The sequence below is a fragment of the Rhodococcus sp. IEGM 1351 genome, from assembly GCF_030056875.1.
In the GTDB taxonomy this organism is placed as follows: Bacteria; Actinomycetota; Actinomycetes; order Mycobacteriales; family Mycobacteriaceae; genus Rhodococcus_F; species Rhodococcus_F opacus.
The window spans coordinates 250865-265612 of sequence record NZ_JASHKU010000008.1 but is presented as its reverse complement, the minus strand read 5'-3'; the positions used below and the strand labels follow the sequence as shown (position 1 = coordinate 265612).

At 67.5% G+C, this 14748-nt stretch carries 13 protein-coding genes and 1 pseudogene; 2 read left to right on the top strand and 12 right to left on the bottom strand.

What is annotated here, in order from left to right; all coding sequences use genetic code 11:
- Nucleotides 1-2 precede the first annotated feature (2 nt).
- The 6 genes and pseudogenes from QM806_RS16730 to QM806_RS16705 form a co-directional block, all read right to left on the bottom strand.
- A pseudogene (locus QM806_RS16730) lies at nucleotides 3-1549 on the bottom strand (acyl-CoA carboxylase subunit beta).
- Between the two features lie 440 nt (nucleotides 1550-1989).
- Nucleotides 1990-3144, bottom strand: coding sequence for a DNA-processing protein DprA (gene dprA, locus QM806_RS16725; protein WP_283292058.1), 1155 nt, complete (start codon nucleotides 3142-3144; stop codon nucleotides 1990-1992).
- Nucleotides 3141-4649, bottom strand: a complete 1509-nt coding sequence (locus tag QM806_RS16720) for a YifB family Mg chelatase-like AAA ATPase (RefSeq protein ID WP_005259360.1) — start codon at nucleotides 4647-4649, stop codon at nucleotides 3141-3143. The genes dprA and QM806_RS16720 overlap by 4 nt, the downstream gene beginning before the upstream one ends.
- Nucleotides 4649-5005 carry a YraN family protein gene (locus QM806_RS16715; RefSeq protein WP_005259362.1) on the bottom strand — a complete coding sequence of 119 codons (357 nt, stop codon included), beginning with the start codon at nucleotides 5003-5005 and terminating at the stop codon, nucleotides 4649-4651. Before QM806_RS16715 ends, QM806_RS16720 begins: the two co-directional genes overlap by 1 nt.
- A 209-nt stretch (nucleotides 5006-5214) precedes the next feature.
- On the bottom strand, nucleotides 5215-6087 hold the full coding sequence (locus tag QM806_RS16710) for an LLM class F420-dependent oxidoreductase (protein WP_005571189.1): 873 nt from the start codon (nucleotides 6085-6087) through the stop codon (nucleotides 5215-5217).
- Nucleotides 6088-6140: 53 nt separating this feature from the next.
- Nucleotides 6141-7043, bottom strand: coding sequence for an Lrp/AsnC family transcriptional regulator (locus QM806_RS16705; RefSeq protein WP_005571191.1), 903 nt, complete (start codon nucleotides 7041-7043; stop codon nucleotides 6141-6143).
- Nucleotides 7044-7265: 222 nt separating this feature from the next.
- Between QM806_RS16705 and QM806_RS16700 the strand changes: the two genes are divergently transcribed.
- Together QM806_RS16700 and QM806_RS16695 are read left to right on the top strand one after the other, a co-directional pair.
- Entirely contained in the window at nucleotides 7266-8984 is a 1719-nt protein-coding gene (locus tag QM806_RS16700; RefSeq protein WP_005571193.1) for an amidohydrolase, read from the top strand.
- A complete protein-coding gene (locus QM806_RS16695; protein WP_005571195.1) occupies nucleotides 8981-10315 on the top strand; it encodes an MFS transporter in 1335 nt (444 codons plus the stop codon). The genes QM806_RS16700 and QM806_RS16695 overlap by 4 nt, the downstream gene beginning before the upstream one ends.
- A 57-nt stretch (nucleotides 10316-10372) precedes the next feature.
- Here QM806_RS16695 and QM806_RS16690 read toward each other — a convergent pair whose 3' ends face one another.
- The 6 genes from QM806_RS16690 to QM806_RS16665 form a co-directional block, all read right to left on the bottom strand.
- Nucleotides 10373-11416 (bottom strand): patatin-like phospholipase family protein, encoded by a 1044-nt coding sequence (locus QM806_RS16690; protein ID WP_005571198.1) that lies wholly within the window; start codon nucleotides 11414-11416, stop codon nucleotides 10373-10375.
- Nucleotides 11417-11449: 33 nt separating this feature from the next.
- The gene (locus tag QM806_RS16685) at nucleotides 11450-11767 is read right to left on the bottom strand and encodes a DUF2469 domain-containing protein (RefSeq protein WP_005240496.1); all 318 of its coding nucleotides are present in this window, start codon (nucleotides 11765-11767) and stop codon (nucleotides 11450-11452) included.
- A 37-nt stretch (nucleotides 11768-11804) separates the two neighbouring features.
- Nucleotides 11805-12485, bottom strand: a complete 681-nt coding sequence (locus tag QM806_RS16680) for a ribonuclease HII (protein WP_043792350.1) — start codon at nucleotides 12483-12485, stop codon at nucleotides 11805-11807.
- The gene (gene lepB, locus QM806_RS16675) at nucleotides 12482-13264 is read right to left on the bottom strand and encodes a signal peptidase I (protein ID WP_005259374.1); all 783 of its coding nucleotides are present in this window, start codon (nucleotides 13262-13264) and stop codon (nucleotides 12482-12484) included. The genes QM806_RS16680 and lepB overlap by 4 nt, the downstream gene beginning before the upstream one ends.
- A gap of 81 nt (nucleotides 13265-13345) precedes the next feature.
- Nucleotides 13346-13687, bottom strand: a complete 342-nt coding sequence (rplS, locus tag QM806_RS16670) for a 50S ribosomal protein L19 (protein WP_005240490.1) — start codon at nucleotides 13685-13687, stop codon at nucleotides 13346-13348.
- Between the two features lie 94 nt (nucleotides 13688-13781).
- Nucleotides 13782-14687, bottom strand: coding sequence for a hypothetical protein (locus tag QM806_RS16665; protein ID WP_005571203.1), 906 nt, complete (start codon nucleotides 14685-14687; stop codon nucleotides 13782-13784).
- Nucleotides 14688-14748: the final 61 nt, after the last annotated feature.

Here is a 14748-nt window from a genome sequence, read left to right as displayed (position 1 = left end):
GGTCAGAGCGGAATCAAGTGGTGCTTCTCCTCGCCGCGGGCGGAGTGCTTGTCGCGGAGCAACGTCAGCGCCCGCCGGATCTCAAGCCGGGTGGCGGACGGTTCGATCACCGCGTCGATGTAGCCGCGCTCGGCGGCCGAATACGGAGTCGCGACGTTCTCGTTGTAGGCGTCGACGAGTTGCTGCCGCATCGCGTCCTGTTCGTCGCCGGCGGCTTCGAGTTCGCGGTGGTAGAGGAGACTGATCGCGGCCTCGGCGCCCATGACCGCGATGCGTGCGGTCGGCCAGGCGAAGTTCACGTCGGCACCGAGTTGCTTGCACCCCATCACCGCATATCCACCGCCGTAGGACTTGCGGACCACCACAGTCACTTTCGGCACCGTGGCCGCCGCGAACGCCTGCAGGAAGCGGCCGCCGCTGCAGAGCACACCGTTCCGCTCCTGTTCCAGCCCGGGCAGGAAGCCCGGTGTGTCCACGACGAACACGAGGGGAATCTCGTACGCGTCGCAGATCCGCACGAAGCGGGCCGCCTTGTCCGCGCTGACCTGATCCAGTGCCCCACTGAGAAATTGCGGCTGGTTGGCCACGACTCCGACGGATCGCCCGTCCACCCGGGAGAATCCGGTGATCACGTTCGGTGCCGTCTGCGCGGCGAGTTCGTGAAAGTCACCGTCGTCGAAGATGTTCAACAGCAGGTCGTGCATGTCGTAGGCGTCGTTGTCGGCGTCCGGCATGAACTCGTTCAATGCCAGATCGTTGTCGGTGATCTCGGGTTCGAGGCCGGGGTTCACGATCGGCGCCTCTTCGTGCCTGCTGGACGGGAGGAAGCCGAGATACTCACGCACCCAGGCGAACGCCGCCTCTTCGCTCGGCGCGACGTGGTGGACGTTCCCGTTCTCGGCCTGGGCGCGGGCGCCGCCGAGTTCGTCGAGGGTGACGTCCTCGCCGGTGACGGATTTGATGACTCCGGGACCGGTGACGAACATGTACGCCTGCTCGTCCACGGCGACAACGAGATCGGTGTTGATCGGGGCGTACGCCGCACCGCCCGCACATTTGCCGAGGAGGATCGAGACCTGCGGGCACACTCCGGACAGCGGGATCTGGCGGCGGCCCATCTCGGCGTACCAGGCGAGCGACGTGACAGCGTCCCGTACGCGTGCGCCGCCAGAGCCGTTGATGCCCACGCAGGGGCAGCCGATCCGCGCCGCGAACTCCATGATCGACGCGACCTTGCGACCGAACATCTCCCCCCACGCTGCCACCGAACACGGTGTGGTCGTGCGAGAACACCGCCACCGGACGTCCGTCGACAGTTCCGTGGCCGGTGACGACGCCGTCACCGTACGGGTTGTCGGGGGCTCCCGGGTTCCTCGCCATCTGTCCGACCTCGATGAAACTACCGCGGTCGAGCAGCATCCGGATCCGTTCGCGGGGTCCGGGCAGGCTTCTCCTTGCGGCGCGCGATGGCCCTCGGGCTCCCTGGATTCAGCGATTGCTCGAGCCGAACCTCCAGGTCAGCGAGCAGTTCCGCCGTGGTCCTGGTCATGTGAGATTCCTCCTCGAGACGCCCCCTCGAGCGGATTGCACTCGCGGCGCGCCGGTAGTTACCTCATCAGAGACCGTACGTGCACCGACCGGGCGCTGCACCGGTGAACGGACTGGAATCCAGGCAGCCACGACGCGCGTAACTACCCCTCCGACACAACGCTGGGTGGAGTGGTACGTGTCGACCGGAGGCGCCGTGAGGAGGCAAATACCTCCGCTACGAGCCGGAAGCGATCAACAGGCTCAACACCTGCGCGACAAAGTTCCGCCACAAGTCCTCGGCTGATCCCATATCTCACTCCTTCGTGCGGTTGTGAGGTGCGTTATAGGAAAGTTTCTACCCCAACCTGTCGTCGAGCGGTCGCTTCGACTCGCACTTCGGACAACCGAGCACGATGAAGTACGCGCCGAGCGGACTCTCGACCGGCTCGGCCTCAGGTGTCACCTCTGCCGCGACCATCCGGTGTCGTCGGAGCCGACGAAGCCCTCCATCTCCAGCAACGGCAGCACGGCCCGAACCTGCTCCAGCGCGACGCCGGACAGTTCGGACAACTCCCGGACCCCACGCGGCCCGACCGCAGGCAACGCCTCGTACACCCGCAAGGCATCACCGGACAGCGCATCGAGATCGCGGACCACGTCGAGGCCTTCCCGCAGCCCGATCGGCCCGGCCTCCTCCACCACGTCACCGGCATTCGCGACCAACCGCGCCTCCCCTTCCCGAATCATCCGATTGCACCCCGTCGACGACGCCGACGTCACCGGCCCCGGTACCGCCATCACCGGACGCCCCAGTTTGCGGGCCCAACTCGCCGTGTTCCGCGCACCGCTGCGCCACCCCGCCTCCACCACGACCAACCCGTCGGACAGGCTCGCCACCAAACGATTCCTCGTCAGAAACCGATGCTTCGCCGGTGTCGTGCCCGGCGCGTACTCACTGATCACCGCACCGTTCTGCGCGATCTGCCGCAGCATGCGCGCATGCCCCGCCGGGTACGCACGATCCACACCACACGCCAGCACCGCGACCGTCAGCCCCCCGACACCCAACGCCGCACGATGCGCGGCACCATCGACCCCGAACGCCGCACCCGACACGATCGTCCACCCGTCGACGGCGAGATCACCGGAAATCTCGCCAGTCACGTGCTCGCCGTATCCACTCGCCGGCCGCGTCCCCACGATCGAGATCGCCCGATCGGTCAGTTCGGCCACCGGCCGCGAACCGAGCACCCACAACGCCAACGGCGGGCCCTCGTCCCGCGACCGGGACAGATTCCCGAAACCGAGAAGCCGCCACTGCGGCCACTCGTCGTCGTCCGGCGTCACGAGCCGGCCACCCATCCCCGCCACCAGTTCGAGATCGTGTGCGGCGGTATCCACATGCGCCCGGGCAATCGTGCGCTCCCCCAGCATCTCCGACAGGTCCCGCTCCCGCACGGCACGCGCAGCTTCCTCCGGACCCACCTCCTCGACGAGCCGCGACAGCGCCGGGCACGGCCCCTGAACCACCTTCGACAGATACGCCCACGCCAACCGCCGCGGATCCTGAACCCCACTCGGATCGCCTGCACCACTCCGACTTTCCACCGTCACTGAAAGCTCCGATCACGAAATCCCAACGCGGTGACCACCTGCTCCGGGCCCGGCATGTCGAGCCCCGCCAGATCGCCCACCGTCCAGGCCACACGCAACGCCCGATCGGCGCCTCGGGCCGTGATCAGTCCCTTCCGCAGCGCTCGCTCCACCGGCGCCAGCGCGGGCCGCGCCAACCGGAACTTCTGCCGCAGGGCCGGTCCGGGCACCTCCGCGTTGGTGCGCCACCCGTAGTCGCTCCACCGCTCGCCGGCGGCGGCCCGCGCCTCGGCCACCCGCTGCCGGACGTCCTCGGTGCTCTCACCGACCTCGTCGATGAACGCCCCGGTCGCGACGGCCTGCATCCGCACCCGCAGATCCACCCGATCCATCAACGGTCCCGACAGCTTCCCGAGGTAGCGTCGCCGGGCGGTCGGCGCGCACACGCAGTCGGCCTCCCGCGCGGGCGCGCACGGGCAGGGATTGGCCGCGAGGATCAGCTGGAAGCGCGCCGGATAGCGGGCGACCCCGTCCCGGCGCGCGATACGCACCTCCCCGTCCTCGAGCGGGGTCCGCAGGGCTTCGAGGACCTTGGTTCCGATCTCGGCGCACTCGTCGAGAAACAGCACCCCACGGTGGGCGCGACTGACGGCGCCGGGCTTCGCGACACCGCTTCCGCCGCCGACGAGCGCGCTCACGGACGCGGTGTGGTGCGGTGCGATGAACGGCGGCACGTCGATGAGGGGACGCTCGGGCGGCAGGAGCCCGGCCACGGAGTGGATGGCAGTCACCTCGAGCGATTCACTCTCGGTCAGCGGGGGCAGAACGCCGGGAAGTCGTTGCGCCAGCATCGTCTTCCCCACGCCGGGTGGGCCGGTGAGCATCAGGTGGTGCGCTCCCGCCGCCGCCACCTCGATGGCCCAGCGCGCCTCGGCCTGACCCACCACCTCACTCAGATCGGCGCGCACCGGTTGCGCGACCCACTGGGCCGGCTCCGGGTACTCGAGATCGCGCTCCTCCCGCAGCCACGCGATCGCCGCCCTCAGATCGTGCGCGCCGAGCACCTCGACACCACCGACGAGTCCCGCCTCGGGCAGCGACTGCACCGGGACCACCACCGTCGCCCACCCCGCATTCTTCGCCGCGAGCACCGCGGGCAGGATCCCGCGCACCGACCGGAGCCGCCCGTCCAGCGCCAGTTCTCCGAGCAGAACGGTCTCGCGCAGCCGCTGCCGCTTCACCTGCTTGGCCGCGTCCAGCACGGCAGCGACGAGCGCGAGATCGTAGACCGACCCGACCTTCGGCAGCGTCGCCGGCGACAACGCGAGGATCACCTTCGAATCCGGCCACTCCTCGCCCGAATTCGCCACGGCAGCCCTGATCCGGTCCCGAGCCTCCTGCAGCGCAGTGTCCGGCAGCCCGACCAGATGCACCGCGGGTAGCCCGCGGCCGATATCGGCCTCGATCTCGACCAGTTGACCGTCGACCCCGGTCACCGCCACCGAATGTGCTCGCCCCAGTGCCATCAGAACGCATCCCGGACGTGTTCGATCTGGGGCTGCGGACCGTGCCCGATCATGATCGCGACCACGTCGAACCGCACCCGCGACCAGTGCCGGCCCGAGTCCCGCAGCCACTCCACGGCCAACAGGCGGATCCTGCGCTGTTTCGAGAACGTCACCGCTTCGGCCGGGCTGCCGTATCCCAGGCCGCGCCGTGTCTTCACCTCCACGAACACGAGCCAGTCTCCCTCTGCTGCAATGAGATCGACTTCCCCGTATCGGGATCGCCAGTTTCGGTCGACGATCTCCATGCCCGCCTCGGTGAGATACCGGGCGGCCAGATCCTCCCCATGTGCTCCAAGCGCGAGATTGTGCGCCACAGCAGCCTCCACCCCGTCCCCCGGCGGCCCACCGATGCGAACCGCGCCTCTCGCACCACCGTGCCCGACCCGATTCCGGGAAGAGGCACTCGAACTGGGCGAACGAACTGGGCTGTGCATGAAGTGCACGTTGTGGACAACTCGGCACTCCGCGGCCCGCGATCACCCCATAGGCCCAGGCCAGGGCTGTCAAGCCTGAAATCGGACAGTCAGCCGAGCGCAGGCATCCATCGGCGCGCGAGAGCCGCCACCCAGTCGGCGGCCTCACCGGGATCCCCGGGTGGCGACTCGACGAGGACGAGTTCATCGACTCCCGCATCGACCAGCGACTCGACGTCGGAGGGGTCCACCTCCCGGAGGGCGACGGCGAGGCGCAACTCCTCGGCGTCGCGCCCCGCGTCCCGGCACAGTGCGTGGATCGTCCGGATCCGTTCGGTGACGGCGTCGACGCCGTCCAGGTTGAACCCGTACCAGCCGTCGCCCCACGCCGCGACCCGGCGGAGCGCGGCGTCGCTGTTGCCCCCGAGCACGACCGGAATCCGGCGATCGCGCACGGGTTTCGGATTGACCCGCACCGAGTCGACACGGACGAACTCACCCTCGAACGTCGCGACATCGTCACGCCACAGCGAGCGCATCGCCGCGACGTACTCGGCCGCCCGCGCGCCACGGCCTTCGAACGGAATGCCGAGCGCAGCGAATTCTTCCCTGGACCAGCCGATCCCCACGCCGAGCGTCAGCCGGCCACCACTCATCAGATCCAACGTGGCCGCCTGCTTGGCCATGAGGACGGGATTGTGTTCGGGCAGCAGCAGCACACCGGTGGCGACGCCGATCGTGTGGGTGGCAGCGGCGGCGAAGCTCAGCCCGATCATCGGGTCGAGCCAATCCGCGACGGCGGGGACCGCGATCCGGCCGTCGTCCGCGTACGGATACCGCGACTCCGACCGGTCCACCATCACGACGTGCTCGCCGGCCCACAGCGTGGCGAATCCGCTGTTCTCGGCGGCAACCGCGACCGAGTCGATCACCGCGCGACGAGCGCCGGTGCCGATCCCGAGTGCGTGCAACCCGAGGCGCATCGGCTGATCGTCTCACAGTTGCCCGGCCCACGTGACTCGCTTCCGGCACGCTCCTATCCGCGGACGTCGAGGCTGCGGGCGTAGTGCTCCTTGAACACCTCGAGATGCGTCCAGGTCTCCAGGGCCCTCACTCCGTCGATCGTCCGGATGTGCTCGGCGAGAGAGTAGAGGTCACCCGACGAATCGGCGGCGACCGTTCCGATCAGGTCGAATCGGCCGAGTGTGCGCGCCAGGAACTCGATACCCGGCAGAGCCTCGATCTGCGCGCACGCCTCCCGGTCCCGCGATCCGAGGCTGACGCCGATGCCCATGGCGAGTGTTCTGCCGCCGCCGCGGCGCTTCACGACGGCTCCGACGCGCAACGCGGTGCTGTCGATCAGATGGTTCACTCGATTCCGCGCCGCACTGGGCGAGAGCCCGGTGCGTTCGGCCAGTTCCAGAAACGGCATCCGCCCGTTCCTTTCCAGCAACTCGATGAGCGCGACGTCTTTCGCGTCCAGTCGAACATCGGCGCGCAATGCGCTCTTGGGCATGAAGATTCCCTTGATGACATCGGCGTAGAACAGCGTGTTGACGGTGCGGACACCGGGTTCCGCACGGATCGCGGCGATGGCGTCGTAGAGGTCCTGCTGGCTGGGGACGCGCAGCTCGGCGATGATGTTGTACTGCCCGCTCACCGCGGAAATGTAGACGGCCGCCTCCGACGCGCAGAGCGCCTCGGCCACGGGACCCACCGGACCCGACACGGCGACGGACACGTGAGCCATCGCCTTGAGGCCCAGCAACTCGGGATGGGCGACGGCAACGACGCTCACCGTGCCGGTGTCGAGCAGCGTCTGCACGCGCGTGGACACCGCGGCACGGGGTGCGCCCACGGTCGCGGCGAGCTCCCGATAAGTCGCGCGACCATTCGACTGCAACGCCGCGATGAGCTTGGAATCCAGTTCGACACTCATGATGCCCCGAGATTGCTCGATTTCTTTCTGCACTCCCGACAGAGAAGAAGAATCGCACACATTGCCAGATTCTGCGAATCGGTGCGAATCTGCTCGAAAAGCTGAACACACTTGTCGTGTACCGCTTGCTCCGGAATTTTGATGTATTGCGCAGCCGCTGGTCAGGGCGTAATTTTCCCTCCCAGCCGAACGTGACCCACACCACCATCGTGAAGGATCCCCATGCGCACGCTGTTTCACCACGAGGCGTCCCCCCTCGACGCCACCGCCACCGTCTTCACCGGTGGCACGCTCCGCACCGTGGACGCAGACACCGAGGGCGCCGAGGCCTTCCTCGTCTTCGGTAACCGGTTCGCCGCCGTCGGCACCGTTGCGGAATGCCGTGAGGAAGCGCGGAGGATCGGCAACCGGACCACGGACGTCATCGATCTCGCCGGGGCGACCGTCGTGCCCGGGTTCGTCGATCCGCACGCTCACCCCCTGATGTACGGCCAGATGCTCAGCTGGGTGGACTGCGGCCCCGGGAAGGCGCGCACCATCCCCGAGATCGTCGCTCTGCTGCAGGAAGCGGCCCGGAACCAGCCTTCCGGGATCCCGGTGCGCGGGTACGGCTACGAGCACCGCAACCTCGTCGAGGGCCGTCATCCCACGAAGGAAGAACTCGATCAGGTCGGTACCGACCGCGAGGTGTACCTGATGAACGCGAGCGGCCACGGCGGCGTCGTCAACACATTCACCCTCGAATTCCACGGCGTCACCCGCGACACCCCGAATCCGCGCGGCGGCGAGTTCTTCCGCGACGCGGACGGTGAACTGACCGGCGAACTGTCCGACGCCGCCTGCAACATCCTCACCGGTGTGAACGGCGTCAAGGTCGGTCACCACGGCCCGAACTTCCACCTCGAGGACGAACCGGAGGAACATCTGCGGCAGCTCTCCGTGGCGCAGGAGAAGTTCCTCGAGGGCGGCGTCACCACGATCGGCGACTGCCAGGTGACGCGGCGCGAGTTCGACATGTACCTGCGCCTGGCGGAGCAGGGCCGGCTCGAGACCCGGGTAAGCATGTACCTGCTCAGCCACTTGCTCGATCACGCGCTCGACACTGGATTGCACGGCGCGTTCGGCAACTCACGTCTCGCGTTCGGCGGGATCAAGTTCTACGCCGACGGCACTCTCGGCGGCTGGACCGCGTATTTCCCGGACGGGTACGTGGGCGACCCGTGCCGGACCGGACAGCTCTATCACGAGCCCACCGACTATGCGGCGCTGATCGCGAAGGCGCACGCCGTCGGCCTGCAGACTGCGACACACGCGCAGTCGCCGACCGCGATCGACATGGTCCTCGACGCGATCGACGCCGCGCAGAAGGCGCATCCCGACGCCGACGCCCGTCACCGCATCGAGCACTGCGGGTTGCCGACCCCCGAGCAGATCACTCGGATGCACTCACTCGGGGTGTACCCCGTCAACCAGCCGCAGCACTACTACAACTGGGGCGAGGGCGTCACCGCGGCCATCGGCACCCCGGGTGAGCGGTTCAATCCCCTGGGCGAATTCGTCGAAGCCGACGTGCCGGTCACGATCAGTTCCGACGCGCCGGTCGCCGAGCCGAAGCCTCTCGAGGCCATCCAGGCCGCGGTCACCCGCATCACCCGGCAGGGACATCAACTCGGCTCGAACGCGTTGCGACTGACAGCAGCCCAGGCCCTCACCGCGCACACGCTGAACGGGGCCCGCGCGCTCGGGCGCGAATCCGAACTCGGCAGCATCTCCCCCGGCAAGCGCGCCGATTTCGTGGTCCTCGGCGCCGACCCTCTCACCGTCGACCCGAACACCATCGCCGAAATCGAGGTCCGTGAAACCTGGATCGACGGCGAATTGGCGCATTCCACTCGCAGCGACCTATTCTCGACCACCGCAACCACCGAGGATCAGTCATGAGCCACGACACTCAGATCGCGAAGGCCCGCAAGGCGGGTTTCGCGGCCTTCGTCGGCACCACCATCGAGTGGTACGACTTCTACGTGTACGCCACGGCGGCGGCCCTGGTGTTCGGGGAGATCTTCTTCCCGTCCGACACCGACCGCCTGACGGGCATCGCCGCCGCGTTCGCCACCTACGCGGTGGGCTTCTTCGCCCGCCCACTCGGTGGCATCGTCTTCGGACACGTCGGCGACCGGATCGGCAGGCGGACGGCACTCGTCGTGACGCTCACCCTGATGGGCGCGGGCACGTTCCTGATCGGTGCGCTGCCGACGTACGCGCAGATCGGATTCTGGGCGCCGCTGCTGCTGGTCATTCTGCGGTTCGTGCAGGGCTTCGCGGTGGGCGGCGAGTGGGGCGGGGCCGTGCTGATGGCCGTCGAACACGCGCCCGAGGACAAGAAGACCTTCTACGGCGGATTCGCACAGTTGGGTAACCCCGCGGGCGCGCTGCTCGCCACCGGGTTCTTCAGCGTCCTCTCGACCTTCAGCGACGACGCCCTGCGGGACTGGGCGTGGCGCCTGCCGTTCCTGTGCTCGGCGCTGCTGATCGGCGTGGGGCTGCTGGTGCGTCTGAAGGTGGAGGAATCCCCCGTCTTCGAATCCGAGGTGCAGACGGCAACCGTCCCCGAGGCGCTGCCACTGAAGTACGCCATCGTCACGAACTGGCGCCCGATTCTGCTCGGCATGGGCATCCTGCCCGTCGCGGTGGGTGGCTACTACCTGGTGACGACGTTCATCACGGCCTACGCCACCGACCCGGACGTCGGACTGTCCGAGACACTCGTCCTCAACGCGCTCAGCGTCGCCGCCGTGGTGGAGTTGATCGCCACCCTCGCAGTGGCGTGGCTCGGTGACAAGGTCGGCCGGATCCGCGTGGTGATATACGGACTGCTGGCCGTCGCGGTGCTCGCGGCACCGCAGTTCCTGGTCCTGACATCCGGCTCGGTGGTCCTGATCTTCCTGACCTTCGCCGTCATGCGACTCGTCCTGGCCGCGACATACGGTCCGATCGCCGCAGTGTTGTCGCAGATGTTCCGGCCGCAGGCCCGGTACACCAGCATCTCCCTCGCCTACCAGGGGGCGGGTGCACTCTTCGGTGGGCTGTCGCCGTTGGTCTCGACCCTCATGTACCAGGCCACCGGCAGCGTGTGGCCGGTGATCGGGCTCCTGATCGGAATGTGCGCGGTCAGCATCCTCTGCCTGCTCGCGGCACCACAGCACGTCGATCACGTGGACGGCGAGTCCGTGAGCGACCTCGGCGCCGCCCGGACGCCGGCCTCGAACTGAACACCCCGTGACTCGGAGGGGCCGGTGCAGCATGGGCAGCACCGGCCCCTTCTCCTGTCAGGTGGGCTCGCCGTCCGAATCTGCCGGAGAGACGGCGACGGTCGTCGAGGTGAGTCCGGCGTCGTCGAGGGCGCGCTCGGTGAGCGCACGACCCAGTTCGATCATCTCGGCGGCGCGATGGAAATCGAGACTGCGGCAGGCGTTCCGAGGCACGCGAACCTGCACGTCCGGCGGGTACGCGGCGAGCTGGTATCGAGCCAGCGTCGCCTGCATCACGTCGAGCGAGCGGTTCATCACCGCGAACCGGCTGAACTTCGGGACAGCCACCGCATCGTCCTCGACCACCGTCTGACCGTCGATCGCCTGGCCGTCCGGCTCGTCCGACGGATCCGGATCGGTCTGCGCGGCGCCGAACCGTCCGACGACCGACCGCACGATGTCCAGGTCGCGCAGCTGCGCAGCGCTCCGGCGGAAACGTGTCATCCACTCGTCCACGGGCCGCGAGTCCGCGCTGACGTTCTCCGGTGCCAGAGAGCGACCGTCCCGATCCTCGGCGCCCAGGCTGATCCCGACGGTCAGGTCGGCGCTCACCGAGACGAGCGGGGCCATCGGCAGCGGGTCGAGCACCCCGCCGTCGGCGAGGACGCGGCCGTTGAGTACATACGGCGTGATGACGCCGGGAATCGCGATCGACGCACGGATGGCCGCGTCGACGGGTCCTCGCTGGAACCACACCGACCGGCCTGCAGCGAGATCCGTGGCCACCGCCGTATACGGAATGGGAAGGTCTTCGATGCGGATCTCGCCGAGAATCTCCCTGACCCGTTGCAGGATCTTCTCGGCATGGATGGCACCGGGCGCGGACACGGACAGATCGAGAAGCCGCACGACGTCGAGCTGGGTCAGGCTGATCGCCCACCGGGTGAAATCGTCGAGCTTTCCCGCGGCGTGGAGGCCACCCACGAGGGCACCCATCGACGAGCCCGCGACACCGACGATCTCGAATCCGCGCTCCTCGAGTACCTGGATCGCCCCGATGTGGGCGTACCCTCGTGCGCCGCCGCTACCCAGAGCCAGCGCGACGCGCCTCCGTCCGGTCATCGAACGATCCTACGCGGACGAGGACGTCGCCCGTCAGGACAGACCGTTGTCCGGGAGCCGCAGGTCCGGCTTGTCGAGCTCCTCGATGTTCACGTCCTTGAACGTGATGACGCGGACATACTTCACGAAGCGCGCGGGACGGTACATGTCCCACACCCATGCATCGGACATACGCAGTTCGAAGTAGATCTCCCCGTCCGCGTTGTGCGGCAGCAACTCCACCGAGTTGGCCAGATAGAACCGGCGCTCGGTCTCCACGACATAGGAGAACTGACCGACGATGTCCCGATACTCGCGGTAGAGCGACAGCTCCATCTCGGTTTCGTACTTCTCGAGATCCTCGGCACTCATCGGTCTCGGAGTCCTCCTGCTCTGGTGTGAATTGTCATCATCTCGCACTTCCGGAACTGTTATCCACCCGGTGTATCAACGCCGCGACGTTCGACCACGAGCGGCGGTGCTCCGGGCACGGGCCCAGCTCCTCGAGTGCCGCAAGGTGCGCGGGCGTGTTGTAGCCCTTGTGGATCGCGAAACCGTAACCGGGATGTGCCTCGTCCATCGCGACCATCACCCGGTCACGAGACACCTTGGCCAGCACACTCGCCGCCGCGATGCATGCCGCCGCGGCGTCGCCGCCGATCACCGGCAGCGACGGGGCCGGGAGCCCCGGGACGCGGAAGCCGTCTGTGAGAACGTAACCCGGGGTGGTCGAGAGGCCGGCGACGGCACGTCGCATGCCCTCGATGTTGGCCACGTGGACACCCATGCGGTCGACTTCCTCGGCCGGGAAAGACACGACGCTCCACGCCACTGCCAGCCGGGTGATGGCCGGGAACAGCTCTTCACGCGTGCGTTCGGTGAGTTTCTTCGAATCGTCGAGGCGCGCCAGTGCCGGATACGGCTTCGGTGCGAGCACGCAGGCCGCCACGACGAGCGGGCCTGCACACGCACCCCGGCCCGCCTCGTCGACACCGGCCACCGGCCCGAGGCCGCTCCGGACCAGGGCCGACTCCATCGTCCGCAGACCGGACGACCTGCGAATGACGATGCGTGGAGGCCAGGAAGTCACTTGCCCTGGATATCGGGTGAGCTGATCGTGCCCATCCGCGCCGGCGGCAACGCGATGAAGACCGCCTTACCGATCACGTTGTCGAGCGGGATGGTGCCTTGCATGTCGTCGCCCACGTGGTACCGCGAGTCCGCGGAGTTGCTGCGGTTGTCGCCCATCACCCACAGGTGGCCGTCCGGGACGGTGACCGGACCGAAGCAGCGTGCCGACTTCAACGCGGTGTCGCAGGCCTGCGAGCCGGGGACGAACGGGAAGTCCATGACGACGTAGGGCTCGTCGAGCGGTGTGCCGTCGACCAGGATGCGGCCCTGGTCGTCGCAGCATTCGACGGTCTGACCGCCGGTGGCGATCACCCGCTTGACGAGGTCGTTCTCGTCCGGGGGGACGAGTCCGACGAGGGAACCGAGTTCCTGCGCACCGCGGATCACCACGTTGGAGGACCGGGTGGAGACGAAATCCTGCGACCACGAATCGGGGCCTCGGAACACGATGACGTCACCCGGTTGCGGTTCACCGAAGCGGTAACCGATCTTCTCGACCACGATGCGGTCGCCGGTGCAGCCCGCGCACCCGTGCAGCGTCGGTTCCATCGATTCGGACGGAATGAGATACACCCGGGCGACGAACGTCTGCAACAGGAAACTCAGAACGAGCGCGACCAGAATCAGGATCGGCAACTCGCGGAAGAAGGAGCGGGGCTTCTTCTCGGGCTCCGCCGTACCGCCGTTCACGGCGGAGGTGGCGGCCGAATCGCCGGTGGTCTCGGATTCCGACGACAATGCCCGCTCCTTCGAAGAATCTGTCACGAAGTCAGATTAGCCCGGCACTGCGAGTACGCAGTGCCGGGCTCATCGGAAAGGTCAGCGCTTTTCCTTGATCTTGGCGGCCTTGCCACGCAGATCGCGGAGGTAGTACAGCTTGGCGCGCCGGACGTCACCGCGGGTGACGACCTCGATCTGCGCCAGGTTCGGGCTGTGGACCGGGAAGGTGCGCTCGACGCCGACACCGAAGGAGACCTTGCGGACGGTGAAGGTCTCGCGGACGCCGCCGCCCTGACGGCGGATCACGACGCCCTTGAAGACCTGCACGCGCTCCTTCGAGCCTTCGATGACCTTGACGTGCACGTTGAGGGTGTCGCCGGGACGGAACTCGGGAATGTCGTCGCGGAGGGACTTCTTGTCCAGGAAATCGAGAGTGTTCATCGGTGTTCCATCCTTGCGTTTTCGCAGGAGCAGAGGAACCGAGCGGCACCCGGACGTTCGGAGAACACCGGTGCTCGTCTGGTTCGTGCCCAGATCAAGTATTGCTGCCTGGTCCAGGCAACCCGTCCATTGTGCCAGACGCCACCGGGTGAAGAGAAATCGGCGGTGGCGCCGCATGCACCACATGGTCGAGTTCCACCTCCGCCGCCACCCTGGCATGCTCCGCGGCTTCCTTCACGTGCTCCGCGCTGGGCGTCCCCGCGATGAAGTCCTGCACGAAGATCTTGGCCCGGATGACCGGCCGACGCCATTTTCGCTCCCGTTCGAGTGCGCGGAGCATCCGCTTCGGCTTGGAGGTGTACCGCCACCGCGCCCACGGCGCGCTCGGCCGGCTCAATCGGAGCGCCCCGATCAGCAGGATCGGGAAGATGAACAGGCCGAGCAGACCGGTCCAGATCTTCCCCTTCAGCAGCACCACCGCCGCGATGAGCAGGTTGATGACGGACGACACCCCGATCGCGACCCGCACCCACGGATCGGGCGAATCCCGGAAGTCGGTGACGTTGATCAGTTCGAGCGGCCGGAGTCCGAGGAGCAGCAGACCCGTCACCGCGATCGCCACGAACACGGCATCGACCGACGTCCGGCCCTCATCCGCCCAGTACACGTCCTGCAGGTAGAAGATCAGCGCGAATTCGTCCAGCACCAGCGCGGCGCCGATCCCGAAGAACGTGGCGAGGACGGCGCCGGTGGTCTGGGTGCCGTCCTCGTACACGGCGATGAGGGAAACTCCCGACACGAGCATCGTGACGACGCCGAACACCACGTGGTGGACGTGGTGCCCGCCGGGTTTCACATTGCCCGGCCACCACGACACCTCGGCGCGGATCATCCGCACGCTCAACCGGATGAACAGGAAAGCCGCGAGAAACCCGAGCAGGAAAAAGAGCAGAGGCAGCCGCCCGTGCCCGACGATTTCCCGATCCAGCCATTCGTACATCGGCATCCACTATCCCAGTAAAGAACTGGTCACTCCATCGAAAAGTGGTGGCTCGTGTCGG